This is a genomic window from Micromonospora sp. NBC_01412 (assembly GCF_045040215.1).
In the GTDB taxonomy this organism is placed as follows: Bacteria; Actinomycetota; Actinomycetes; order Mycobacteriales; family Micromonosporaceae; genus Micromonospora; species Micromonospora rubida.
In genome coordinates this window covers 4,202,432-4,227,801 of the sequence record NZ_CP109528.1, presented here as the reverse complement: position 1 = coordinate 4,227,801, position 25,370 = coordinate 4,202,432, and the positions used below count along the sequence as shown (strand labels likewise).

The 25,370-nt window shown below is 67.2% G+C and carries 22 protein-coding genes, 1 tRNA gene and 4 pseudogenes; 12 read left to right on the top strand and 15 right to left on the bottom strand.

Going from position 1 to position 25,370, the window contains the following annotated elements:
- Nucleotides 1–179: 179 nt before the first annotated feature.
- The 7 genes from OG617_RS19490 to OG617_RS19460 all read right to left on the bottom strand — a co-directional run bounded on the left by OG617_RS19490 (nt 180) and on the right by OG617_RS19460 (nt 7,122).
- Nucleotides 180–377 (bottom strand): hypothetical protein, encoded by a 198-nt coding sequence (locus tag OG617_RS19490; RefSeq protein ID WP_405094497.1) that lies wholly within the window; start codon nt 375–377, stop codon nt 180–182.
- Nucleotides 374–1,291 (bottom strand): ISAs1 family transposase, encoded by a 918-nt coding sequence (locus OG617_RS19485; RefSeq protein ID WP_405094496.1) that lies wholly within the window; start codon nt 1,289–1,291, stop codon nt 374–376. Before OG617_RS19485 ends, OG617_RS19490 begins: the two co-directional genes overlap by 4 nt.
- Nucleotides 1,292–1,321: 30 nt before the next feature.
- Nucleotides 1,322–2,137, bottom strand: coding sequence for an IS3 family transposase (locus OG617_RS19480; RefSeq protein ID WP_405094495.1), 816 nt, complete (start codon nt 2,135–2,137; stop codon nt 1,322–1,324).
- A gap of 5 nt (nt 2,138–2,142) precedes the next feature.
- Nucleotides 2,143–3,341 (bottom strand): IS3 family transposase gene (locus OG617_RS19475; protein WP_405094494.1). Its coding sequence is split into 2 segments (ribosomal slippage): nt 2,143–3,053 and nt 3,053–3,341, totalling 1,200 coding nucleotides; the frame shifts between segments, so codons are not numbered across the junction.
- Nucleotides 3,250–3,549, bottom strand: coding sequence for a hypothetical protein (locus OG617_RS19470; protein WP_405094493.1), 300 nt, complete (start codon nt 3,547–3,549; stop codon nt 3,250–3,252). Before OG617_RS19470 ends, OG617_RS19475 begins: the two co-directional genes overlap by 92 nt.
- On the bottom strand, nt 3,546–3,863 hold the full coding sequence (locus OG617_RS19465) for a transposase (protein WP_405094492.1): 318 nt from the start codon (nt 3,861–3,863) through the stop codon (nt 3,546–3,548). The genes OG617_RS19470 and OG617_RS19465 overlap by 4 nt, the downstream gene beginning before the upstream one ends.
- Nucleotides 3,864–4,164: 301 nt before the next feature.
- The gene (locus OG617_RS19460; protein WP_405094491.1) at nt 4,165–7,122 is read right to left on the bottom strand and encodes a tetratricopeptide repeat protein; all 2,958 of its coding nucleotides are present in this window, start codon (nt 7,120–7,122) and stop codon (nt 4,165–4,167) included.
- A gap of 267 nt (nt 7,123–7,389) precedes the next feature.
- Here OG617_RS19460 and OG617_RS19455 point away from each other — a divergent pair, with 267 nt between their 5' ends.
- The 12 genes and pseudogenes from OG617_RS19455 (at nt 7,390) to OG617_RS19400 (ending at nt 18,473) form a co-directional block, all read left to right on the top strand.
- Nucleotides 7,390–7,728, top strand: a complete 339-nt coding sequence (locus OG617_RS19455) for a transposase (protein WP_405094490.1) — start codon at nt 7,390–7,392, stop codon at nt 7,726–7,728.
- A gap of 66 nt (nt 7,729–7,794) precedes the next feature.
- Nucleotides 7,795–8,865, top strand: a complete 1,071-nt coding sequence (locus OG617_RS19450; protein ID WP_405094489.1) for an IS3 family transposase — start codon at nt 7,795–7,797, stop codon at nt 8,863–8,865.
- A 74-nt stretch (nt 8,866–8,939) separates the two neighbouring features.
- A pseudogene (locus OG617_RS19445) lies at nt 8,940–9,626 on the top strand (transposase); the annotation flags it as partial.
- Nucleotides 9,627–10,352: 726 nt separating this feature from the next.
- Nucleotides 10,353–12,101 carry a group II intron reverse transcriptase/maturase gene (ltrA, locus tag OG617_RS19440; protein ID WP_405094488.1) on the top strand — a complete coding sequence of 583 codons (1,749 nt, stop codon included), beginning with the start codon at nt 10,353–10,355 and terminating at the stop codon, nt 12,099–12,101.
- Nucleotides 12,102–12,173: 72 nt separating this feature from the next.
- Nucleotides 12,174–12,692, top strand: a pseudogene (locus OG617_RS19435) (IS30 family transposase); the annotation flags it as partial.
- A 7-nt stretch (nt 12,693–12,699) separates the two neighbouring features.
- Nucleotides 12,700–12,987 (top strand): annotated as a pseudogene (locus OG617_RS19430) (transposase); the annotation flags it as partial.
- A 114-nt stretch (nt 12,988–13,101) separates the two neighbouring features.
- The gene (locus OG617_RS19425; RefSeq protein WP_405103817.1) at nt 13,102–14,850 is read left to right on the top strand and encodes a helicase-associated domain-containing protein; all 1,749 of its coding nucleotides are present in this window, start codon (nt 13,102–13,104) and stop codon (nt 14,848–14,850) included.
- 16 nt (nt 14,851–14,866) lie between these two features.
- Nucleotides 14,867–15,403: a DUF6933 domain-containing protein gene (locus OG617_RS19420; protein WP_405094487.1), complete on the top strand. Its 537-nt coding sequence runs from the start codon at nt 14,867–14,869 to the stop codon at nt 15,401–15,403.
- Between the two features lie 202 nt (nt 15,404–15,605).
- The gene (locus OG617_RS19415) at nt 15,606–16,409 is read left to right on the top strand and encodes a transposase family protein (RefSeq protein ID WP_405094486.1); all 804 of its coding nucleotides are present in this window, start codon (nt 15,606–15,608) and stop codon (nt 16,407–16,409) included.
- A gap of 538 nt (nt 16,410–16,947) precedes the next feature.
- Nucleotides 16,948–17,073: pseudogene (locus tag OG617_RS19410) on the top strand (IS5/IS1182 family transposase); the annotation flags it as partial.
- Nucleotides 17,074–17,307: 234 nt separating this feature from the next.
- Nucleotides 17,308–17,862 (top strand): papain-like cysteine protease family protein, encoded by a 555-nt coding sequence (locus OG617_RS19405; RefSeq protein WP_405094485.1) that lies wholly within the window; start codon nt 17,308–17,310, stop codon nt 17,860–17,862.
- 11 nt (nt 17,863–17,873) lie between these two features.
- Nucleotides 17,874–18,473: a hypothetical protein gene (locus tag OG617_RS19400; protein WP_334444827.1), complete on the top strand. Its 600-nt coding sequence runs from the start codon at nt 17,874–17,876 to the stop codon at nt 18,471–18,473.
- A gap of 261 nt (nt 18,474–18,734) precedes the next feature.
- Here the strand turns inward: OG617_RS19400 and OG617_RS19395 are convergent, their stop codons facing one another.
- The 8 genes from OG617_RS19395 to OG617_RS19360 all read right to left on the bottom strand — a co-directional run bounded on the left by OG617_RS19395 (nt 18,735) and on the right by OG617_RS19360 (nt 25,278).
- Nucleotides 18,735–19,454 (bottom strand): IS6 family transposase, encoded by a 720-nt coding sequence (locus tag OG617_RS19395; protein WP_405094484.1) that lies wholly within the window; start codon nt 19,452–19,454, stop codon nt 18,735–18,737.
- Between the two features lie 96 nt (nt 19,455–19,550).
- Nucleotides 19,551–19,865 carry a hypothetical protein gene (locus tag OG617_RS19390; RefSeq protein ID WP_350884698.1) on the bottom strand — a complete coding sequence of 105 codons (315 nt, stop codon included), beginning with the start codon at nt 19,863–19,865 and terminating at the stop codon, nt 19,551–19,553.
- A gap of 275 nt (nt 19,866–20,140) precedes the next feature.
- Nucleotides 20,141–20,455 (bottom strand): hypothetical protein, encoded by a 315-nt coding sequence (locus OG617_RS19385; RefSeq protein ID WP_405094483.1) that lies wholly within the window; start codon nt 20,453–20,455, stop codon nt 20,141–20,143.
- A 520-nt stretch (nt 20,456–20,975) separates the two neighbouring features.
- Nucleotides 20,976–21,353, bottom strand: a complete 378-nt coding sequence (locus tag OG617_RS19380) for a hypothetical protein (protein WP_405094482.1) — start codon at nt 21,351–21,353, stop codon at nt 20,976–20,978.
- Nucleotides 21,354–21,372: 19 nt separating this feature from the next.
- Complete coding sequence (locus OG617_RS19375; protein ID WP_405094481.1) at nt 21,373–21,582, bottom strand: flavin reductase; 210 nt, start codon at nt 21,580–21,582, stop codon at nt 21,373–21,375.
- Between the two features lie 980 nt (nt 21,583–22,562).
- Nucleotides 22,563–23,447, bottom strand: coding sequence for a phosphotransferase family protein (locus OG617_RS19370; RefSeq protein ID WP_405094480.1), 885 nt, complete (start codon nt 23,445–23,447; stop codon nt 22,563–22,565).
- Between the two features lie 7 nt (nt 23,448–23,454).
- Nucleotides 23,455–24,822 carry a hypothetical protein gene (locus OG617_RS19365; RefSeq protein ID WP_405103815.1) on the bottom strand — a complete coding sequence of 456 codons (1,368 nt, stop codon included), beginning with the start codon at nt 24,820–24,822 and terminating at the stop codon, nt 23,455–23,457.
- A 380-nt stretch (nt 24,823–25,202) separates the two neighbouring features.
- Nucleotides 25,203–25,278: transfer RNA gene (locus OG617_RS19360), tRNA-Lys, on the bottom strand.
- Nucleotides 25,279–25,370 lie beyond the last annotated feature (92 nt).

Below are 25,370 nucleotides of genomic sequence, written 5' to 3'. Positions count from 1 at the left end.
AATCCGTTATCGGCGTTTCCGCTGATGGCGGTGACGTGGTCGGGAGGACGTTCACGCCGGCGGCGATGCGACTCCTGGCCGAGGGTGCCGGCTGCGGCGGGGCCGTTTCGTCACTGCTGACGAGAGGCGTGGAGCAGAGTGAGCGCGGCTTGCCCTAGTGGCGGCGGACGTTCGCAGGGCTACGGAAGCTCACGATCGGTATCGTCCGGTCCGTCGAGTGGCGTCCCGGTACCGCGCTGCTCACGAAAGGCGGCTTGGACGCCGGCCTGGAACCGCGTGTCCGCGCCGAGCCCGGCCATCAGCGCGGCGATGTGACGCTGTGCCGTCCGGTAGCTGATGCCGAGATGCCGGGCGATGGCCTCATCGGTCAGGGTCATTGCATGTTGGGGTAACTGCTGGTCACGGCCTGAATGAGGTCGTCTGATCGTCGGTCGGCCCGTCGGTTGGCGCGGGCGATGCTGGTTTCGCCGTTGATGCGGTGCCAGCCGATCGCGGTGTTACGCAGGGTGGCCATGACGGCGGGGCCGGTACCGGTCCGGGCCTGATGTTGGTCTTCACGGAAGGTGACATCTCTGACGTTGTGGACCTGGTTCTCGATCAACCACTCTACTCTGGCCCAGTGCTGCAGGTCGGTGGGTTGGGCGTCGGCGGCGGGCAGGGACGTGATCAGGTAGGCGGTCTCGCGGCTGGTCTTGCCGCCGGTGGTGCGGGTGCGGGTGATCCGGACTGCTTGCTGGGCGTGCGGGAACGCGATCCCGCCCGGGGTGTGCAGGGTGACGGCTTTGACGGTGCGGGTCTCGGTGCGGCCGTGACCACGGTCGCGGGTGCGGTCACCGACCGGGACCTGCGCCCAGGGCAACGTCTTGAGCTGGGTGAACAGGGTTGGCTGGTTGCCCTTGGCCTGCAGAAACAGGTGAGCGCCGCGGGCGGTGATCTGCTCGGCGTGAGACGTCTGGGTATGCAGGGCGTCGGCGACGAACAGGACGCCGTCCAGACTGCCGAGCACGCGCTCGACAGCGTCCAGCAGTGGGGTGAAGGCGGGGATTTCGTTGCTTTTCGTGTCGACCGTGACCTGGGCCAGGACGATGCCGGTGCTGGTGTCCAGCGCGGACAGCAGGTGCACCTGACGGCCGTCGCCCAGGCGGGCGCCCCGCAGCGTCTTACCGTCGACGGCGATCACGGTCCGGTAGCGGCGCGGCCGCACGGCCTGCGGTTGTGCCCGGGAACGCAGCCAGCCGGCCAAAACAGTGCTGATCAGGGCGGCGTCCAGGCGGGTCAACAGCCGCCACACTGTCAAGCCCCGGGTTTGATGGAGATTGGGTTATCTGGTTTCCAGGGGTGCGGTGACCGGCTGGGTCATCGTGTGTAGTGCTTCGTACTCAGCTGGTGGGACGTGGCCGAGCTCGCCGTGTAGGCGCCGGTTGTTGTACCAGTCGATGTACTCGACGGTGGCCATCTCCAGGTCGTCGAGTCCACGCCAGGGGCCGGTGTTGCGGACGAGTTCGGCCTTGTAGAGGGAGTTGAACGCCTCGGCCATGGCGTTGTCGTAGGAGTCGCCCTTGGAGCCGACCGAGGCGACGGCGCCGGCCTCGGCCAACCGCTGGGTGTAGCGAATCGTTCGGTATTGGACTCCCCGGTCGGAATGGTGTATCAGTTTGCGCAGGTCAGCGCCTTGGTTCTCGCGGCGCCAGATCGCCATCTTCAGCGCGTCGAGAGCCAGATCCGTGTAGAGGCTGGTGGCGACCTGCCAGCCGACGATCATGCGAGAGTGCACGTCGAGGACGAACGCGGCGTACACCCAGCCCACGCTGGTGCGCACGTAGGTCAGGTCCGCGACCCACAGCTGGTTCGGGCGGACCGCGGTGAAGTCACGTTTGACCAGGTCACCCGGGCGGCCGGTCTCGGCCGCTGGCCGGGTCGTGCGCGGTGACTTGTCGCGTAGCAGTCCGCGCAGTCCGGAGGCGCGCATCAGCCGCTCGACGGTGCAGCGGGCCACTCGCACGCCGCGTCGGCGCAACTCGTGCCAGACCTTGCGGGCGCCATAGACGCCGTAATTCTCCGCGTGGATCCGCTCGATCACCGCGGTCAGCTCCTCATCGCGCCGCGACCGGGGGGCTTGACCCCTGATCCTGGACACGGGGTTTATGCGGCCGGGGCCAGCGTAGCCGGCGCTGGCCGGGTGTTTTTCTCGTAGGTGATCGGTGGCTGCTGTCCGAGTCGGGAGTGGCGGCGGACGGTGTTGTAGCGGTGCATCCAGCGGAACGTGGTCAGCCGTGCTTCGCGTTCGTTGGTGAAGGCGCGGCGGCCCTGGAGGGTTTCGCGTTTGAAGGTGGCGTTGAACGATTCCGCGGCGGCGTTGTCGGCGGAGCTACCGACCGCGCTCATCGACTGCCGCACCCCGGCTGTGGTGCAGGCGTCAGCGAAGGCCCGGGAGGTGTATTGAGCTCCGTGGTCCGTGTGCATGATCGCCCCGTGCAGGGTGCCTCGCGTTTGCTCGGCGGCGTGGAGGGCGTCGATGACCAGTTCGGTGCGCATGTGATCGGCGATCGCCCAGCCCGCGAGACGCCGGGAGTGCAGGTCTAGGACGGTGGCCAGGTAGAGGAACCCGCGGTCACCGACCGGTAGGTAGGTGATGTCGCCGACGTAGCGCTGATTCGGCTCCGGGGCGGTGAAGTCCCGGCCGATCAGGTCCGGTGCCTTCGCGCCGGCTGGGTCCGGCACCGTCGTACGAGTTCGCCTGCGCAGCCGTAGCCCTTGCACGCCGAAGCGTCGCATCACCCGGGCGACCCGCTTACGGTTGACCGCCAGGCCGGCATCCCGGAGTTCGGCAGTGACCCGTGGTGCTCCGTAGGTGCCGTCGTGAGCGGCGTGGACCGCCCGGATCCGACCCACGAGAGCCGCATCCGCGGCATCCCGGGCGGCCCGCGTTTCGGCGGCCGAGCGCCAGTAGTAGAAGCTCGAGCGGGACACCCCGATGATCTGACACAACCGCTTCACGCCGTAGCGCTGCTGATGGTCGGCGACGAACTGGAAGCGGTTCACCAGCGCGTCTCCCCGGCGAAATACCGGGCCGCCTTCCGCAGAATGTCCCGCTCCTCCTCCAACTCCCGCACCCGCCGCCGCAACACGGCGTTCTCGTCCTCCACCGACCCGGCCGCCGACGACCCCGCCGGCCCGGCCACCGCACCCCGACGCTGATCATCGGCGCGGACCCAACTACGCAACGTCTCCCGATTGACCCCGAGATCATCAGCGATCTGCGCGATCGTCGCCCCAGGCCGAGACCGATACAACGCGACCGCGTCGGCCTTGAACCCGGCCGGGTAGTGCTTCATCACCATCTGTCAGGGACTCCTGATCTCCCCAGACCATCACGATCCAAGGCTCAAGTGTCCAGGACCAGGGGGCAACTCCCCGGGCCGAGGCCGGGCGGGTCTTGGCGGCGTAGTAGGTCGACGGTGCGATCTGTGCCGGCGTGTCTTCGAGCGCCTGCAGGACCGGCTGGACACCGTGTTCGGCCTTCTGGGAGTCGACGAAGTCGACCTTCATCGCGACGGACGGTCCAGCTCCGCCGCGAAGAAACTCGCTGCGGACTTCAGGATCTGGTTCGCCCGGCGCAGCTCACGCACTTCCCGTTCGAGGGCGGCGAGGCGTTCCGCGTCGCTGCTGGTGGTGCCCGGCCGCTCACCGGCGTCGGTCTCGGCCTTCTTCACCCAGGTCCGCAACGCCTCCGGGTGGATGCCGAGCTGCCCGGCGATCCGGCGGATCGCTCCGACCGCGGACGCCGGGTCCCGGCGGGCCTCGACCGCCAACCGCGTCGCTCGCTCGCGCAGCTCATCGGGGTACTTCTTCGGTGCGGGCATCGCTGGTGTTCCTCCCAGGTTTCGACGTCTCCATCAAACCCGGTGCGGGACACCAGCGCCTCGTCAACCATCTCGAACGGCACGATCCGGGCCGGCTCAATCAGGTGACCCGGCGCGAACCGACCCCGGCACGTCCTGGTACCGGCCGCTCACGTCCACACCAGTCGCCTTGCTGCGCCGCACCGCCGGGGCGCCTCTGACGGTCACCGTCGTGGACACGGTGCCGTCCGTCCGTGCGTGCCTTGACGACCAACTGCGACGACTTGCCGCAGTACCGCCACACGTGCGCTTCCCTTTCCGCTCAGCCGCGCAGTGCCTCGTGGGCCACGCGGCGTGCCTCGGGCGGGAGCTGGGGGAGAAGGTCGGCGACGGGGTGGCCGAGTTCCTGCGCTGTCGTGAACAGCGTCCGTGCCCGCGCGACGTCGGCGGCGCCCGCCTCGCCGGTGGCGAACATCATGGCGGCCATGAACGCGGCCCGACCATGGCCCCGTTCTGCGGCGTCGACGTAGAGCTCGACTGCGCGGGACGGGTCGCGTGGCACACCGTCCCCGGTGGCGTGCAGCGCGGCGAGGTTGTGCAGTGCGCGGGTGTGCCCGTGCTGTGCGGCCTGCGTCAGGTACTCGTTGGCGCGTTGGCGGTCCTCCGGCACGCCGAGGCCCGTCGCGTGGATGACGTGCAGCTCGAACAGCGCGTCAGCGTTCCTGCGCGCCGCCGCGAACTGATGGTCGACGAGCGCCGCCGCGAGGTCCTTCTGGTAGCCGTAGCCCTTGCCGCGCATCCAGCCACGCAACAGGTGCAGCCGGCCGTCCCCGTCGCCCTCCGCCTCGCCGATCAGCTCGTCAAGTCGCGCCGCGACCTGCTCTGCGTCCGGCGCGTTCTCGAAGTACGACCAAGTGAGCCAGGCGATCGAGCCTGGCCGGTGACCAAGCCGGTCGGCCGCACGGTATTTCTCCAGCGCCGCGGCCGGCTGTGGTGTCCCGACGAATGGCTTGCGCAGCCAGTCGCCGAGGCACACGTACGCCGCACCGGTACCCGCCCCGGCCAGCGCCCGGGTCATGACCTCGACGGCGTCGGTGGGCAGCAGGCCGACGAGGTGCTCGGCACGCTTGAATGCCTCGTACAACCCGATGCCGGCCTCGGTGAGCAGGTCCGGTACCGACCCGCCGGCCGGCGGCGACCCGGTTGGCGTGAAGCCGTGCCGATCCGCCAGGAGCGCCTTCGCCGTGCGGTACGCCACGCCGCCGCTCTGGCGCGGGTCGGGCGGCGCTGCGAGAGGTTCGGCGAGGGGTGCGACAGGAGCCGCGGCCTTGGCCGCCTTGGCCGCCTCGGCGGCGTCGTGCGCGGCGGCATCCCAGACCGTCTCGCCTTCCGGGTTGACCAGGGTCGCCATCCGGCGGCCGTCCCACGTGCCGTACCACCCGGCCGGGAAGCCGAAGAAGCGGGCGAGATAGGGGTTGCGCCGGTGTAGTTCCTTGCCGGTCATCACCTCGGCGTCGGCCGAGCGTGTAGCGGACGTGCCGATGTACCAGCCGGAGTCGTTGGCGTCCGCCGGTGTGCTGCGCACGAGGTGGATCACTGTCGCGTCGAGCGTGCCCCGCTGCACGGTGAAGTTCCGTTCGTAGCGGACGGATTCCCGGCGGACCTTGGCGAACACGGTGGCCCTGCGTTGCTGGGCCATCACCTCGAGTGCGGGTGTGAGGTCCCACTCCGCCCGTTCCCGCGCCGGGTCGATGTTCCATGCCGCCAGCCGGAACCCGCCGCTGCCGTCGTTGTGGATGGACATCTTCCAGAAGCCCTCGAAGTAGACCTGCCCGTGCTTGTGCCATTTCGCGTCGAGATCGGCGGCGCTCTTCGCGAACTGGGTCCCGAACTCGCGGTACGCCTCGGGCACTCGCGCCCAGAACCGGGTCCCCGCGGCGCTGGTCGCCTCGACGTCCACCATTTCGGTCTTCCCACCCGCCGCCCCGCTCGCGGGGGCGGGCGGCGCGGGGCGCAGCGGATCGCCGTCGGCCCACCACCGGATCGCGTCGGCATTGGGCGGCGGCCACGCGTGCTTGGTGTTCGCGATCGGGTCCAGCGCCTGAATCCCCTGCTCACCCATGTTGATCGCGATGTACCAGTGGCCGGGCCCCTGGGCGCGGTCGACACCGACGAGCCGGTACTCGCCTTGCGTGGTGAGCCGTTCGGCGATCTCCTCCGCCGTCGTCTGCTGCAGCGGTCTGCCGATCTTCGCCTCAAGCTCGGCCTGGTTCGGCCCGGTACGTTGCGCCGGGGTCAGCTCGCCGCCGCAGAGCATGTCGATCGTCGAGGAGACGGCCGACGCCGCGTGATTCACCCTGACCGTGGAAGCGGCCCGTTTCCCGGTGCCGTACATGGCAAGCAGCTCGGCCGCGGTGAACGAGGACTCGACGGCGAGCGCCTGCCCACCCGGTCCGACGATCACCTGCGCGCCACCGCGACCCGGTGTCCAGACATGCACAAGTCCGTCGTCGTACCTGTGCGCGTGCGTGCGCGCCGCGGCCTCGTCGATCCCGAGGATGCCTGCGGCGACGACGACCGGGTCGCTGGGCACGATGCCCATCGGGTAGTGCGGGCGCATTGGCGCCCCGTCGGCGAACCAGCGCACGGCGTCGATCGCCCCCGGCGGCGGAAACGGCATCGGCTCGCGGTACAGGGGGTCGATCGTGACGGCGGTGCCGTCCATGTTGTAGCCGAGGACGTAGTGGCCCGGCCCCGTCGCCCGGTCGAAGGCCACCAGCAGGCAGGCGCCGGGCGGGTCGCCCTGGAGTCGTTCCATGATCTCGAAAGCGCCGGTCTCCTCGAGCTCGCGGCCGACGATCGCCTCAAGGTCGTGCTGGGCCGGGACGCTGTAGAACGGCTCCAGATTCTCCACGCCCCGGACGGTCTTCAGGAACAGCTCCCGGATGGCAACGGCGCTGTTGATCCCGCGCAGCGCCGCGATCTGCTGCTCGTACGTCCGCTGTCCCTGGCGGAAACGGTCCCGCAGGGTCGCGACGTCGACGGCCGCCGTGTCGACGTACATCCCACCGTCCGGTCCGATGACCAGATGGTTGCCACCCCGGCCGGGAAGCCAGACATGCACCGTCCCGTCATCGAGCTCGGTGCTGTGCTGCTCGGCCCACGCCTCGGTCGTGCCGAGCGCCGCCGCCGCGATGGCGGCCAGCCGAGGGGATCGCCGCGCCCACGTGGTCATGCCGCGGAACCAGCCAACGGTGACATCGACGACGAGGAATGCCACGACCACAACCGCGAATCCCGATGACGAAGGTGGTACGTATCAGGGGCACTTGTCAGCGTCACGGCGTCAGCCTACTACGGCAGCCGCCATTAGCTGTCTGACCAGGGTGGACGCCGCGGGTGGGGCGGGTGAGATGGGTGCAGCCGCCCTGATGATCATGTGTGTGTGAAGACAACAAAATCGAGGGCGGCTGCGGCTGCCAGGATAGCGGCTGGGCGGGTGCAGCGGTTACGGGCCGAGCTGATGGAGTGTCTGCGGTCGTGTTTCGTGCGGACGCAGACGTGGCAGCAGGCGACGAAGTACGTGTCCGCGGTGGCCAGTGACCTGCCGAAACGCAACGGGTGGACGATCGCGGAGTACGTCGGTGACCGTAGCCCGGACCGCACGCAGCGGTTGCTGAACCGGGCGGTGTGGGACACCGAGGAGGCGATGAGCCTGGTGCGCCGGTTCGTGGTCGACGGGCTGGGCACGGCAGCCCGACGGCGGCGGGGGCTGGTGGTGGGGGCGTTGGACGAGACCGGTCAGCAGAAGCGGGGCGCTGCCACGTGTGGGGTCAAACGGCAGTACATGGGGTGCGCGGGCCGGGTGGACAACGGCATCAACTGATGTTCCCCGGGTTCGGTGGAGTCGGGTTGGTTGACCCGTCAGGCTCGTCGCTCGTTGAGGAGAGACGTGCCGAGAAGATATCCGCCCGAGTTTCGTCGCAAGGTCCTCGATCTGCTCAAGGCCGGCCGATCTGTCGCGGAGCTGGTCCGGGACTTGGAGATCAGCGATCAGACGATCTACAACTGGCGCCGCCAAGACCTGATCGACACCGGCCAGGTTCCCGGTGTCACCTCCACCGACCAGGCAGAGCTGGTTGCGGCTCGACGGCGTATCACCGAGCTCGAGACCGAGTTAGCGGCGCATCGCCGCGCGGCCGAATTACTCAAGGGGGTGGTGCCCCCAAAAGACCGGTACGCGGTCATCCAACAGATGGCCGCTGAGGGGTTGCCTGTCGATGTCTGCTGCCGCGTACTCGACGTCTCAGCGTCCGGGTACTACGCCTGGCGCAACCGACCGCTCTCGCAGCGGGCGCTGCGCCACGCGTGGCTGACGGAACAGATCCGCGCGGTGCATCTGGCATCGCGCGGCACGTACGGTTCTCGGCGTGTGCATGCCGAACTGCGGCTGGGCCGCGGCCTCGTCGTGGGCTATCACGCGGTGGAAATGCTGATGCGCCGTGCCGGCATCCGCGGTCTGCCTGGTAGTCGCCGGCCACGGCCGAAGCACCAGACCCCCACGGCCAGCGACCTGGTCAACCGCGACTTCACCCGCTCATCGCCGAACCAGCTGTGGGTCACCGACATCACCGAGCACCCGACCCGGGAGGGCAAGGTGTACTGCGCGGTCGTGCTGGACACCTTCTCCCGCAGAGTGGTCGGATGGTCCATCGACGCCACCCAGACGGCCACGTTGGTGACCAACGCCCTGAGCATGGCCATCAGTAACCGCCAACCCACGGGCACCGTGATCCACTCCGATCACGGCGTGCAAGGCGGATTCAACTGGTTGTCGCAACACCTCGATCACGGAGGTTTGCGTTGGGGCGGGGCAAGAAGCAGATACCTGTGGTGTCGGCTGGTGCGCGGCGCCAGTGGGCGTCGGATCGGGCATTGCGACCGCCGATGCGTTCACCGGGGCGGCCGGAGCCGTCTCGTGCGGTGCAGCGGGACTTCTGGCGGCGGATCGCCTCGGGAGTAACGACGGTAGAGGCCGCGGAGGCTGTGGGTGTGTCATGGCCGGTCGGGTCCCGGTGGTTCCGCCACGCTGGCGGCATGCCGCCGATCAGTCTGGGCGAGCCCACGGGCCGTTACCTGTCATTCGCCGAGCGGGAGGAGATCGCGTTGCTGCGCGTCCAGGGGGTCGGCGTGCGCGAGATCGCCCGCAGGATCGGACGCGACCCGGGAACGATCTCACGCGAGCTGCGCCGTAACCGTAACGCGGCGACCAGGGGCGGTAAGCCGGTCTACCGGGCTCTGGTGGCGCAGTGGAAGGCGCAGCAGGCCGGCAAGCGCCCGAAGACCGCGAAGCTCGTGAGCAATGGCAGGTTGCGTGAGTACGTACAGGGCCGGCTCGCCGGCAGCGTCCGCCGACCCGACGGCACGATCGTCACCGGGCCTGAGACGCCCGCGTGGAAAGGGCTGAACAAGCCGCATCGGCAGGACCGCCGCTGGGCGACGGCGTGGAGCCCGGAGCAGATCTCGCACCGGCTCCGTGTCGACTTCCCCGATGATGAGTCCATGCGCATCAGCCACGAGGCGATCTACCAGTCGCTGTTCATTCAGGGGCGTGGAGCGCTCAAGCGTGAGCTGGTCGCGTGTCTGCGCACCGGCCGCGCGCTGCGAGTTCCCAGAGCGCGGTCCCAGAACAAGCCGCAAGGGCATGTCACTGCCGATGTCGTCCTCTCCGAGCGCCCCGCCGAAGCCGCGGACCGCGCGGTCCCCGGGCACTGGGAAGGGGATCGTGCGACACGAAGTCGCACGAGTTTGAGTGGATTTGCCGCTTGGAGGTTCGTCTATTACTGATGGCAAGTCCCGGTCCTGTGTCCGTTGGCTCGTCCCCTCTCCTGACATGCGTTGCTGGTAACGGCGGGGTGTGAAGCTCAGGAGTCAAGCCCAAGGGTTTCCGTTCCGTCCGGGAGCTACAGGCTAAGGGGAAGACCGGACGGGTGAATGCAAATGAACCCTCGATGATGTCTCGTGATCCCAAGCCCTGTCGACGGAATGCGGTAATGGGGTACAGGGCTGGCCGTTGAGAAGCGGCAGGCGCTGGCTGGTAGAGGTCACTCCAGCCAGAAGGACACCGCCGCCTCGGGATAAAGAGGGCACCCACCCCGGTCGTGTCTCACTCGTGCGGAACGTGGAAATCCCGTTGGAGTCCGGGTCTCGATGACCGGTCGGCCGACTGCGAGGAAAGCTCAATTCTTCAGCGGGGACAGGAAGGCCCAAGAAGCGAATGCCGGTAGCCGAAAGGAAACAGGAAATCGGAGGAGTCATCCGATCCTCCATCGGATTCTTCCGTATAACTGGCCGGATACGGGCGATGCCCGGACTCGAAAGGGTGCTGACGTGGGTCTGGTGAGCCTGTGGAGAAACACTGAACAATGACACCGGAACCGAAGGACAAGTTGGACGTCACAGTGACGCAAGTGTTCACTCCGATTGGCTCGTGGTGAGTATGTTGCCGTGGTGAACGGACCGGAGGGCGATGTTATCGACTGGTCGTCGATCGCTTGGCGCCAGGCTGAAGATGCCGTGGGTCGTCTGCGTCAGAGAATTTTCGCGGCGTCGCAGGCGGGGGACCTTAAACGGGTCCGCAATCTGCAGAAACTGATGCTCCGTTCTCGCGCTAACACGCTGATCAGCGTGCGGCGAGTCACGGAGATCAACGCTGGCCGTAAGACGGCGGGCGTCGACGGGAAAGTCGTGCTGCACCCGGAATCCAAGGCTGAACTGGCCGACTGGATGCAGCACGACAGCGCCATGTGGACTGCCCGTCCCGTCAAGCGTGTCTACATTCCTAAGCCCGGAACCACGAAACGGCGTGGTCTCGGCATTCCCGTGATCGCCGACAGGGCCTTACAAGCCTTGACAGCGAACGCGTTGGAACCTGAATGGGAGGCCCGATTTGAGCCGAAGTCCTACGGATTTCGGCCGGGCCGCGGCTGTCACGACGCGATCGGGGCCATCTATTCCACGCTCAACGGTAAGAACCCGCAGCGGGTGTGGATCCTCGACGCTGACCTGACGGCAGCCTTCGACCGGATCGATCACCGGCACCTGCTGACATTGCTTGGCGCGTTTCCCGCCAGGGATCGAGTGGAACGATGGCTGAAAGCAGGTGTGATCGATAATGGCCGGTTCGCCCCGACCGGGGAAGGAACTCCCCAAGGCGGAGTGATCAGCCCGACGCTGTTCAACGTGGCTTTGCATGGAATGGAGAATGCCGCCGGGGTCCGTTACCTCACAGCCGGCAGAGATGCCGGCAGTGCGGTAACAGACAGTCCGGTGCTGGTGAGATACGCAGACGATTTCGTCGTGATGTGCCACAGCCATGAGCGGGCCGACCAGGCCAAGGAAAGGCTACGGCAATGGCTGACGTCCAGAGGATTAGCCTTCAACGAGGGCAAAACTCGTATCGTCCATGCTGGCGATGGGTTCGATTTTCTGGGGTTCAACGTCCGCCGCTATCACGGGAAACTGCTGATCAGACCGAGCAAGGCGGCATTGAGACGGATCCGGGAAAGGCTACGCGGCGAGATAATAGCTTTGCGAGGAGCTAACGCGGCGGCGGTGCTTTACAAGATCAACCCCATCATCCGGGGCTGGTCTGCCTATTACCGGACGGTGGTGTCGAGCGAGATATTCACGGCGCTGGACAACTATGTGTGGATTCTGCTTTACAAGTGGGCGAAACACAGCCACCCGAATAAGTCGAAGCACTGGATCGTTGACAGGTACTTCGGCCGGTTCAACCAGGCCAGGCAGGACAGGTGGGTTTTTGGTGACCGTGACAGCGGCTCCTACCTGATCAAGTTTTCCTGGACGAAGATCGTCCGGCACCAACTGGTCAAGGGCACGGCGTCCCCGGACGATCCTGCTCTCAGCAAGTATTGGGCCGATCGGCGCTGCAAAGGACCTCCAGCAACGGGCAAAGCCACGCTGTATCTTTTGAAGAAACAGCAAGGTCGATGTTCGCTCTGCCGAGGGTTTCTGCTACACGCCGAGCACGCGCCGCAGACCCCAACCGAATGGGAACTGTGGACACGCACGATCCGGAAGGCGATCGTCAGACAACATGTCGTCGCCCCGATCGACGGTAAGCCGGACGCTATTCATTCCCGTCTCATACACGCGTACTGCCTCCGACGGCAGCCAGCCGGCGAAGGCCAAAGGCCAAGCATTCTGCCCGTCAGCGAGCCTCCAGGGCTTGCTTGAGCCGTGTGCGGTTAACGCCGCAAGCACGGTTCTGAGGGGGCCCCGGCGCAGCAATGCGCCGGGGCTACCCGACTGATCATCGGGACGGACCGCTCCGCGATCGGCACGCTCGTCGAGCGCACCAGCCGCTGCACGCTCCTGGTGCATCTGCCTCGGCTGGAGGGCTGGGGCGAGAAACCACCCGTGAAGAACGGTCCCTCGCTCGGCGGCTACGGCGCCGTCGCGATGAACACCGCGCTGACGACATCGATGACGAGGCTGCCCGAGCAGCTGCGCAAGACCCTCACCTGGGACCGCGGGAAGGAACTCTCCGGTCATGCGCAGTTCGCCCTCGATACCGGCACGAAGGTGTTCTTCGCCGATCCGCACTCGCCCTGGCAGCGGCCGACGAACGAGAACACCAACGGGCTGCTGCGTCAGTACTTTCCAAAGGGCACCGACCTGTCGAGGTGGTCCGACGAGGACCTCGAAGCCGTCGCCCTCGCAGTCAACAACCGCCCCCGCAAGATCCTTGACTGGAAGACCCCGGCCGAGGTCTTCGCCGAGCAGCTACGCTCACTACAACAGCCCGGTGTTGCAACGACCGATTGAACTCGCCCAATTCACCTCATGGGCCTTCACCCGCCGAGTTCAGGAAGCCGGCCTGGCGCCGTCGATGGGATCGATCGGTGACTGTTACGACAACGGCATGATTGAGTCATTCTGGGGCCGCATGCAGACCGAGCTGCTCAACCGCCGCCGCTGGCGCACCCGCATCGAACTGGCCAACGCGATCTTCGAGTACCTGGAGATCTTCCACAACCGACAACGCCGCCACAGCTCGCTGGGCATGCTCACCCCGGTCGAGTATGAGAGGCTCCGCCCAGTCGCCCTATCCGTTGCCTGACGCCAACCAACACGGCTCCGCGAAACCCGGGGAACATCAATGTCTCCATCAAACCCGGTGCGGGACATGAGTCCATATGATCAGCTTGCTGGCCTTGACCTGCCGACCCTTCAGGTGTTGGAGGCGGCTCTGGCTCTGGGTGGCCTGGTCACCGATGCGGAGGTGTCGGCGTTGGTCGGCGCCGACGCCATGCCGTACCTGCAGCGTGCCGCCGATGTGGGGCTGGTCGCGCGGCTGCGGGGCCGGCTCACGGTGAATGGCATCATGCGAGAGGTCTTCGACCGTCCGCTGGGTGTCCGCCCGTCGGCAGGGCAGCTCGCCGGCGTGTTGAACGTCGAAGATCTGAAGGTGGTTGCGAACAACCTGGGGCTGCCTACGAAGGGTCGCAAGGCGGACCTGCTGGAGGCGGTGGCGGAGTTCTTCCTCGACACGGACAACGTGCACTCTCTCGTCAAGCGGATGCCGGCCGCGACGCGGACGGTGTTGGAGGAGGCTGACCGGGACGGTGGACAGATCCGTCGCTACGGCGGCAGCAGCATCGCACATCGGAGTCGGTATCAGAACCGCTATCGGCAGGTGCATCCGCTGGACTGGGCCGAGGAGCACGGGCTGGTCTACCGCGTGACTTGGGAGGACTATCAGCTGGCGGGTCAGGTCGCGCTCGCCTTGCGAGGAGCGGACTACCGGGCTCCGTTCCAGCCGCAGGAGCCGCCGGTTGCCTGGCATACGCCGGGTCCCCCGGCAGTGCGCCGCGACGCACAGGCCCAGGGCATCGCCGTGGTCGGGCTGTTGTCGGCGCTGCTGGACGGGGCTGGACGTGAGCCGCTAGCCACGGTCAAGGCCGGCGGCGTGGGCGTGCGCGAGCTGACCCGGACGGCGAAGACGCTGGGCGTGACGGCGTCGACCGTGCGGCTGCTGCTGGCCGTCGCAACGGAGGCTGGGCTGGCCGAACTCGGCGAACGCGTGATCCCGACGGCCGCATACGACCGCTGGCTCAAGCTCGGTCTGGACCGGCGGCTCGCGGTGATGCTCAAGGCATGGCGCGACCTGGACTATCTGCCGTCGTCGCAGACTGGGCCTTGGGTTCCGGAGCACCTCCAGAGCCGGTCTGCGCAAGCCCGGATGGCCGCGCTGCGGGCGCTGGGCGACCGGGCGACGACGAACCTCGAGCAGGCGGCGCAGTGGATGTGGTGGCGGCAGCCGCTGACCTTCGGCGGCACCACGACCGTGCGCGGCATGCTGGACGAGGCCGCGACGTTGGGGGTCCTCGGCGCGGGCGCTGTCGGCCCGGCCGGGCGTGCGCTGCTGGCCGGCACGGACATCGCCGAGGTCGTCGGCGACCTGGGTGAGGTCGCCCGTACCGCCCGGCTGCAGGCCGACCTGACCGCGGTCGTGGCGGGAACACCGAGCCCAGAGCTGGCAGAGCTCCTCGGTGCGGCCGCCGTCGTCGAGTCCCGCGGCACAGCCACGACCTGGCGCTTCAGCCCAGCTACGGTACGCGGCGCGTACGACGCAGGCTGGACCGAGCGCCGCCTGATGAAAGCCCTGACGAAGATCGCCGAAGGCGGACTGCCGCAACCACTGGTCTACCTGCTCGCCGACGTCGCCCGCCAACACGGGTCGGTACGGGTCGCGCCCGTGGCCAGCACCCTGGTCAGCGACGACACCGCGTTGCTGGTGCAGATCTGCGCCGACAAACGGCTGGACAAGCTCAACCTGCGTCTGCTCGCCCCGACCGTGCTGGCCAGCCAAGCCACCACGGCCGACACGATGGCCGCCCTGCGCAAAGCCGGCTACGCGCCCCGCCAGCAGAACGCCGACGGCCGCGACGTCATCGAGAAGACCCGCCGCCACCGCGCCTGACGGGCAGGAGAACACCATGTTGATCGTACGCGCGACCAAGAAACTCCTCGATCACACCAACCCACCGCAGGCTGTCGAAGGAGACCACGACACGACCCTGCTGGGCCCGTGGTACGCCACCGCGCTGTTCTGGCGGCCCCGGCTGGCACTGCTGGTGAACGAGCGAACCCTGCTGCCGCTCCTGCTGCCGCTGGCACCAGCGCGCAGCCTTCCCGCCCGCGTCCCCGACGAGATCGCGACGGTGCTCAACGCCCACCAGGTGCCCAAGGCCCTCATCGCCGACGAGCTACGACACATGCAGGACTGCCGATTCGCCACGACGGCCAACCGCAGCGTCGTCGGGATCATGAACGAGTTCACCAAGCTCGCCGAGATCTACACCGACGATTCAGCCCACCCCAACCTCGTCACACTGTCGCTGCGGCTGGCCACGACGCCCTGCAGCCCTCTGTACGCCACGAACGTCAGCCCCGACCGCGAGCTGGCAGCACTGGTCGGCTCCACCGCTGCCCGATCAGGGAAGGGGGTCGACGGCATGCAACATGGCGAGTAGACCGTCGATCGCCCCCCACTCATTGAGCTGTTCTCGGTAACCGGGCGTCACGGTGTGTGACGGGGCGGTTGGAGGCGGTGAGTGACGCGCCGAAGGTGTTGTGCTGCAACAGAAAAGGGTGAGGCCCGTGTAGGAAGTGGTCTTCTCACGGATCAACTTCACACAGGGGCCTCACGTGTCTGCCAGTGTCACATACACCTGCGTGCTCCCCGCACGCGAGGAGACAGTCCTGTTCGTGTCAGCCCTGCTGCACGCCCGGCGCCAGCGCCAGGGCACCCGCCGTGGGCGGCGGGCGCTGACCTGCCACCAGCAGGCGGTTCTGGTCATACGGTGGTTCCTCGACGGCACCCGCGTCCGGCAGTTGGCAGCCGACAACGCCATCTCGGTGCCCAACGCCTACCGCTGCCTGCACGAGGGCATCGCCGTCCTGGCCGACCACAGACCGTCGCTGCGCTCGGCGCTGCTGGCGGCGAAGATCGCCGAACATCCCCACGTCAACATCGACGGCACCCTGATCCACACCGACCGGTGCGCCGCACCCGGCCCAACCACCGGCGTGGACCTCTGGTGGTCGGGAAAGCATCACCACCACCGCGGCAACATCCAGGTCATATCGTCACCAGACGGGTGGCCGCTGTGGACCTCCGACGTCCGCCCAGGACGTGAGCACGACACCACCTGCGCCCGCACCCACCCCGACATTCTGCCCGACCTCACCGCCTGGACCGAAGACGGCTTCCACGCTCTGGGCGACCTGGGCTACGAAGGCGAAGCCGCCATCTTCACCGTCCCGATCAAGAAGACGCCAGGCGTCAAGCTCACCGACGAGCAGAAGCAGACCAACTGGCTGCAGGCCCATGCGAGAGCCCGCGCCGAACAGGCCAACGCCCTGCTCAAGACGACATTCAGAGCCCTACGCCGCGTCAGCCTCGACCCCAGCCAGATCGGCAGAATCGTCGCCGCCGCACTCGTACTCCTGCACATCGAACACGGCCGAACCACATAATCACCCACCGTCACAAGTGGTTACCGAGAATGGCTCACTGCATCCGAACGCCCTGACCTTCGCCGCTGCACCGGCACCCACCGACAGCCGAACCTTCGAACGTCGTCGCATGCCCGCCGACTCTATCTCTGTAGATCGATTCTGTGGCAGTCCGACCTGCGCGACTGGCAGGCCTTCCGTCAAGCGAGGGTTGACGCCGTCCGTCGCGACGAGGCGGTGGTGACCCGCCCTACCGTGCGGCGGTGCGACGGTCGCCGCGCCCCGGCCGGCTGCCGGCCCACCAACTCCTCACCAAAACGGCCTGTTGTTCTGCGGCGGCCCTCCGGGCTTGCCGCTTTCCGCGCCAGCCGCCGGGCGTCCGGCGTGACGGCCACAAAGCGACAGCGGCAGCGGCCGGCGCGCGCCCTGGCGGCAGCGCGTGCGGCCCGTTCAGGGCCGCCTTGACAGATAGGAAGTTTAAACAATCCCGGTGATGCCCGGAGCGGGATCACTGAGAGTCAACGCCCCTCGCGATGCTCGGGACTCACTACTCGGCCCGGCGAACAGCCTGCTCAAGACCACCTTCCGGGCGCTACGCAACATCAGCCTCTGCCCCTGGAAGATCGGTGACATCGTCGCGGCAGCCCTGGTCATCCTTCACATCGATCGCGAACGAACCACCTGATCACCCAACACCACGACCCGTTACCCGGCAGGGCTCACTGTTCGCCCCGGGCGGCAGCAATTGCACCAATAATATCCACAAGTGGAATGTGTATATCCGGCGAACCGGAGCAAAGCACTCATCCGACGGCTATCGAATGACGATATTGAGTGCCTGCGCCTCCTGTGGCATACTTCGGGTTCCGTCACCTGGGGTGCGTCGTCGGTGCCGACCGGCATAGCGAAAGGACATCGGATGACCCAATTCCGGGCACTCGCCGGCTACGTGGGCCAATTGCAGCAAAAAAGCATGTGGTGCTGGAATGCGACTACCGTCAGCATCACCCATCACTACGACAAGATGACCGACTGGACTCAGTGTAAATTGGCCACCGCGGTGCTCAACGATAGGTACAGTGGGTGGTACACGCAGAACCCTGGCCAGCCAAAGTTCGATTGCTGCGGACCCAATGGGGGGCCTTGGAACTGCGACGAGGGCGGGTGGCCGGATGAAGGGCCACTGCAAACAGTCGGGCATAAGGCCGATGGCCCGAGGCTCGGAGTGCTGTCGAAGCAAGAGATCGCACAAGAGGTGGCAGACAACCGGCCGATTCTCCTGAATATTGCGTGGGCAGGCGGTGGCGGCCACATAGTAAACATCTTCGGGTATAGTCATCTCGCAGATGGCACCGTGACAGATGTCTGGGTGCATGACCCGTGGGACGGCACGTACATCATCCCGTACGAGGAGTTGCGGGACGAGTACAAAACCAACGGCACTTGGACCGCTTCCATGAAATCTCAGCCCTAAGGAGGTTCGCAATGCCGTTGAACATGCCTGAGCCGCCGGGGCGGATGCGGGAGGAAACACGCGCCAAGCTCGGCCGCGTCGCTGGAGTTCGAGGCATGGGCCTGCCTGCGCTGGGCGCGGCCGCCCCCGAGAACGTGGAGGTGTCCACCCCACACCAGGTGTTCACCATGGGACTAGACGATGTCGAGGCCGGTGGCGGCCTGGAGCGGGCACGCCCGGGGGGCTGGCGCTTCCTGCTTGAGTCCGGCGGCGAGGTCATCGCCAGTGCCGAGACTGCGGAAACACCGGAAGGCGCTCGTCCACCAACCTTCAACGAAGGCCCCTACGTGGGAGCCACCGCGACCGCGGTGAAGGCCGCACGGGCGCTGCCGCAGCTCGCGACAGCCCGTTTCGAATTACGGCTGCTACGGATCCCCGCGCTGTACCTGATGGCCCTGTGGCTGCACTCACCCACCACCGACCTGCTCATACCGCTGGCGCCCTCACCGATCGGAAGCGAGGGCAAAGTCGTACCACCACCGGTGTTCTTCCGGGAACTCGCCGCCCACGCCCGCACCCGGGGAGCCAGTGAACCAAGCCAGGGAGCAGGCCAACCGCGTCCCAACCGGTAGAAGGGACCAGGGAGCACCGGCTCCCTAACGGGGCACACGAACGAGGACGACCTTGGGGTGGTGCGGATGGCCTGTCACAGCAGGTCATCCACACACCGCCAGTTCGGCTCCGTCTGGGCTTGACCCGGTTTGACGGACATCCCAGTTCAGAGGGGCTGTGTGCTCCTCCGGAGGATGTTTCATCATGGAAGGCATGGGTAAGAAGGCTCTGTTGCATTGCCGGATCGGTGGGGCACGCCGAGCCGCGTCAGCGGGCACTGGTCAGATCGCTCGTGCCAGTTCGGTGAACGCGGCGGCAACCCGGTGTAGCGGTGGGACGTCGGTGGCGAGTTCGTAGTGTCCACGGCGTAGGTTCTGGATGAAGGCGTGGCCGGTGATGATCGTCCGGGCGGTACGGTCGGTGCGGAGCCCGCGCATCGGTCTGAGCCGGTGCTTGAGCTGGCTGTGATCGGCCTCGATCGGATTGTTGGCGTGCCGCTCGACGTGGTGCCACGCCGACGGGACCAGGTCCTCCAGCACCCTGGCGTAGACGGGAGCGGCGTCCGTCACGACCTCGCTGGGCGTGACCTTCAGTGTGGACAGCGCCCGATGAAAGAACCTCCGGGCCGCGGCGGCGTCCCGACGCGTCGAGACGAGCACGTCGATAGCCTGCCCGTACTGGTCGACGGCCCGATACACGTACCGCCAGACACCGTTGACCTTGACGTAGGTCTCGTCCACGTGCCAGCGGTCACCCGGTGAGTGGCGGGCGAAGCGGGCGGCGTCGGCCAGCAGCGGGGTGAACCGCTGTACCCACCGGTAGACGGTGACGTGATCCACCTCGACACCGCGTTCGGCCAGCAACTCCTCCACATCCCGGTAGGACAGGTTGAACCGCAGGTACCAGCGCACCGCCAGAACGATCACCTCAGGCGGGAACCGGAACCCGACGAATGCTGACGTAGGTGGGGACCAGGACTGGACACCAGACGACGACCTCACCGGCCAAGCAGACCACACCGGTCAGCCCGTAGTCGATCAAGCCTACGTTGAATGCAACAGAGCCCCCGGTCATACCGATGACAGTGCGTGAAGACTTCACGGACGTGAGGTGAGAGTGCTTGCGCCGACCGTGAAGATCGTCCGGCCGTTCTCATCCTCGACGCTGAAGTGCAAACGGATTACTGCCAACCGGTTCCCGACCTGGTCCCGGGCCCATTCGAGCACATCACACGGGAATTCAAGCCCTACTGGAAACTCGACCCCAGGTGCCAGCCGATCGGCGTCATCGAAGACCGGGACCTTGTCGATAAGCGACACGACGGTGCCGTCTGCCTCGTTCAGGTGCACCTCCACCCAGCCTGGCCAGTCTTCATCGATCCACCGGACTGCTTCGACGTGGACATAGTGCATGGCAAAGATGGTCCTCCCCTGGGGCGACCGGCAGGACTCAACCTGCCGCGTGCTACACGCTATGCGCATCCGGATCTGCCGCCGATCGGGCGTCACGTTGAGTAACAGGCGACGCTCGAGGCACGACCTTGCCGATGACAGTGCGGGCTAACCGCCAGCTGCGCATTCGTGCGAGTGTCGATGCAAAGGTGCCCCCGCTGCGAGGGGGTGGTTCCGCTATCGACGAGGCCAAGACTGAAACCGCAGCGTCAAGACCGCAGATATCAGCCAGGCCGTCAGCGCTGGGGGCTGCGCGTTAACTGCCTTCGACGGCAGTCCACAAGCACCGCAAGCGTCAACAGCGCCAAGCATGCAACGAGGGCCACGATTCCGGTCATCGGGCCGAAGTCGTGACTGAAGGGCGTGTAGAGAAAGATCGTTATCCACATAGCGGAGGCAAGGAGCAGCCTTGCCGCACCCGTCATCATCAGCCGCTTCTGGTGCTCGCCCCGCCGCTTGGCACGCCAACCGACGACCACCTGCCAGAGCGCGTAAACGCTCAAGACTGCATTCAATACTACGCAAACGACGAACAGAGAATCATCAGCCACGTCAGCTCCCACGCCGCCCGGGAAGTCCGCCCACGGGCGCCACGGTACGCGACGATCAACACCTTCGCGGTCCCCGGCACCGCCGGACGACAGGCGGGTGCCTGCCAGGCGAGGGCAGCGGCGAAGGTACGCGCGCGATCGTCTCCCTCGAGAAGGGCACAGAAGCCTTTGCGCTCTTTACCCAGCGGTGCACTGATCTGCCGCCGTCCGTGCGCGCACGCCCAACTCGGAACCGTCACGTTCCGTGACAGGAGCCCGCAGCCGGCGACCGCCATGACGAGGCCAACATGACCTCGATCGACCGCTGATACCCAAGGAGGCACAACTTCGTGGGGCGCAACGAAGACCCACCACACTGTGGTTACGAGCGCCCAAGGCGGTGTCGAGACACGCGTCAGGGCTCCGGCGAAGTTCGTCAGGTGAGTTCCGAGTAACGCCAGCCGGGGCCGTGCACGGACGTCGTGGCGGTCAACGGCAATGAGGGTCGGTGGTGTGCCGGCAGTGGCGCACGGGGGCAGGGTCAGCTCAGCCGGCCACCTGACTGCTCGGCCTCCTGGCGAACCAACACCACGAACTCCAACTCTCCGGGCTCCGCCGCATCCGATGCGGCTCCGCCCTCATCGGAGGGCCGCGTGGGCTCGTCGTCGGCGTACTCGCTGAACAGCAGCCGACACGACGCGATCCCGTCGAGCAGGTGCTCCAGCAGATCCCGCGCCGGGCGCCGCGGATCCAACAACGTCGCCCGTACCGGCTCCGACGCCAACACCTCCGCCTGCTGACCCGCAGACAATCCAACGACCAACGACTGAATCCGGGCGTAATCGGCGGCCACCGCCTCCGGATCGACGATCACACCCTCACCGGCCGCGACAGCAGCCCGAAGCAGATCCATCACCACCCGACGCGGAGAAACCCCGTCATCTACGATCCGGCCCGAGCCGGTACGCGTCCTGGACGGCCTCGTTGAGCATCACGACGAGGTAGAGCGCCAGGGACACCCGGCATCCTTCGTACTCGCGCAGCAGGCGGAGCCGGGCCGGCGAGCAGGGCCATTCGGCACCGCAGGCTCGGCACCGCCACAACGGGCGCATCGGCAGGTGCGGGCGGGGCGGTTCGGCACGCGTCACCACCGACCACCCCGCCCACGCCACTCCTGCGCCAACGTTGGGCAGCCGGCCCGGCCCACCCCCGGCGAATCGGGAGTGGAATCCTTCGCCAGCCGATGATTGTCCTTGCCCGCTGTGGCAACCGGTCCCATCGCCCGGGTGTGCGACGCGGATCCCGTCGCCGACCGCTGAGCTGCCAGCACACCGCCCTCACCTCGGCTGGGACGGGCACCCGGCGGGGTCGCGTGATGGGTGCAGTGGCGGCGATGCCGGCCGTTTGATCGCCCGGCCCCACCGGGTGCGGTTGCTTCGCGCCCGAGCAGAAGGCGCCAGCCCCGGCGCAGCCTCTGGGACGCCGTCGACAGACCCTGCATTCGCCACGGCGAGTCGAGCGGATCCGGGGCCGGCGTCGGAAACCGTCCATCGGGCTGGACGGTGTGGGATGAGACGTACAGAGTCATGACCAGCTCTCCAGAAACCCGGCCGGAGTTGTGGTGGTCGAGGGCGGTGGCAGCGTGTGGATGGCGGGCACGCGCACCTGGGCGACGACGCCAGTGCCGCCCGGAGCAGCAGGGCCGATCTTTAGCCAAGTCGTATCACCGGTCACGGGGCCTCCCCCGGATCCCGGGTCCTGCGTTCTTCGCGGAATCCTGCTGGAGGTTGCTCTGCGTGCAGGCATGCTCCTACCCCCGTTCCGACAGGCACCGAGGGGGTGGGCACGGTGTCGCGGCTCTGGGAGCACATCTGCCCCGTGCCGCACCCGCCTCGGGCCGTCACGTCGACCGGTGTTGACTCCGGCCGGGACACGGGCGGCTCGGTCTGGCTACCCAGGTTTCAGGACTTTGCCCGGACCGTTCCGCCTACGCGTTTCCTGGGGTCCACGATCGCTTCATGGCGAGCGGGGAGATAGACCCAGCGTGGCAGGTCACGGTGGACCTCATCGTGTCTGAGCTGGACCAATCCCCGCGCGTCGGCGATCGACGGCTATTCGGCGGCTGGGTTCAGAGAATTTGCCACCGACGGATCTCTGCGCCGTCGTCGACAAGGCCCGCAATCCGATGACGCACCTCCTCGGCAGCATCGGTTCCGGGACGGGACTTGCGGGCGTTGGTCGCGATCATCTGCAGCTCGCGGAGCTGGCACAGCTCGTCGAAGCCGGGCCAAGAGGTGGCATCCCAGCCGTAGGCGGTGGTGAAGTCGGCGAAGGCCGCCGGGCCGGGAGGGTCGAACCGGCGGCAGTGAACAGCGACCGTCGCGATGTCCCACTCCCGGGGCCCGAGCACGGCACCGTCCCAGTCGGCCAGCACGGGCGTGCCATCGAAGCGCCGAAGCGCGTTGCGGATCTGCGGGTCGGACTGGATGAGGCTCGGACCGTGGGGAAACTGCATCGCCTCCCAGCCGGCAGCCAGCACCTCGAGCCGGTCCATCAGCAGATCCTGCTCCATGCCGTTCAGGATCTCCGAACGGGCGACGGACCGGGCGATGCCGTTGATCGGCTGCAGGACCGGCAGCGGTATCGGCGGGGCGGGCAGAGCATGCAGGTCACGAAGAAGTGTTCCGAGTTCGGCGACGGTGATCGGGCGGTGGTCGGCAGAGTCCAGTCGCTGCCAGACCGTGACGGCGTGACCGCTCACCCGCAACGGCTGTGCCAGGCCCGGATGCAACTCCACCGTCGGGAACCGTCGAGCGGCCAGCCAGTCCACCACGGCTACCACCGCACGCACCCGTTCGATGCCAAGGTCACCAGGGGCGATCTTGATCACCACGTCACGGACGGCGTAGACGGCGTTGGTGTGGTGCCGGAGCAGGGCTGCCTCCGATTCTGGGTAACTCAGACGACGACACACCTCGGCAAGCACCGGTCGGGTGCGCGCCTCGACGAACATGGGGCTCCTAGGGACCGAGTGCAGCGGCTGTGCTCCCCAGCCTACGGGCGCGCTCGCGGCACACCTGCACGTAGTCCGTCAACGCGGCCACCTCACCACGCCGGTTGCTACCAGGGATCGCCGACGCCACATCGGTGGCCCGGATCAGGACGATCTCCGTCCGCTGTCTCTCGGGCAGGTCCGCGACGGCCTCGCGTGCGGTCACGGCCGCTTCGGCCGCCCGTCGGTCGTGGGCAAGGCACATCGACCTGTCCAGGGCAATGAGTGCCGCGTCGATCGATACCGCTGGAGCCGCCCCGTACAGCCGCAACGCCTCGTCCTGGACCCGGTACGCCTCCGCCGTGTCGCCCAGCCACGTGTACGTCCCGGAGAGGTACAGCAGCAACCGCTTCGCCGGAAACCTGAACGCCACGTCGGTGTCCTCGTCGCCGGCCTGGTCGAACATCCGGCGTGCCTGGTCGATGGCCGCCCGCGCCTGCCCGGTGGCCCCGACCCGGGCCAGAGCCCGAGCCCGGCCCGCTGCCGCCAGGGCACCTGACGGCGAGGCGGTCGAGGTCACCGCCAGTGCCTCCTCAGCGACAGCGACGGTCTGACGCGGATCTCCGAAGTAGTAGGGCAGCATCGCCGCCTGGGCCCGCACCAGCACCCTCAACCGCGCCTGTCCACTGTCATCCGCCGCATGAATCGCCGTGCGGTACCACCGTCGGGCCTCGCCCACATCCCCCAGCCGCATCAGCGCATCGGCACACATCGTCGCCAACAGCGCCGCCACCCCCGACAACCGGGCCTGGACCACCGCCGGCTGACGCCGACGCGACAGGACCTGAACCTCCCGGCAGTCAGCGGCCAACAGCGACAACATCACCTGGGGCGAAGCAGACGGGTACACCCGCATGTGCTCGCCGGCCGATTCCTCGATCAGATCCAGATGCCGCGGAGCGACACTCGCCGATGCCAAAGCCTCGTCAAGTTCCAGCCGGAGCCGAGCAAGACCGCTCACCTCCACGCTGGTTCCCTCACCCGCCAACGGCCGCTCCGCCCCGATGCCCGCACTGGTCGCGCGGCTGGCATCCTGCACCGCGCCCGCGTCGTCGGTCCGGCCGAGCCCCATCGCCGGACGCGGAATACTCAGGCCGACCGCGATCCGTTCCAGTACCTCGTAGGCCGTGACCTGCCGGACGCCCTTGGCGATCTCCGCGGCACGGTTTGGTGAGACGCCGACGAGAGCCGCGATCCTGCCATAGGACACACCGCGAGCATGGAGAAACCGGAAGGCAGCGGTCACGTCCCGCCGCTGCAGGAACTCGCCGATCGGCCGACCATTCCAGACTCCAGAACTCCACCACTCGGGATCCACCTGCACGCCCACGACCACCCCCGCCCGGACGACCAATCCATCGATCAGCAGCTCAGCGCATCAGGCCTGTGACGGCAAGTCAACATGCAGGCCGGCGCCGACGAACATCCACCAAGAATCGAGGCACACCGCACCGCCCGGAGCCCCCACGGTGGGCCCTCACGGTGACCAGCCCCGGGCGCGATCACGCGTACGGAACACCACCAGGCATGATCACCAACACGGACGAGCCGCACCAGGAGCCTGGAAAACCGACCAGCGTCCACGACCACGCCACCCGTCCGCTGAGGGCCGCACCAGTCCAACGGCTCCCGAGCACCCACCGAGCACCCGACTACCGACACGGAAACGAGAAAGGCTCCGACCCAGGGTAAAACCCCAGGTCAGAGCCTTGCTGCTGGTGCGCCGCCAGGGACTCGAACCCCGAACCCGCGGATTAAGAGTCCGCTGCTCTGCCAGTTGAGCTAGCGGCGCTCGTTGGCAACGGGGAGAACATTAGCATGCCCTCTGGAGCACGCTCCAATCCGATACCCGGCTCCCCCCTTCGGGCAGGCTTACCGGACATA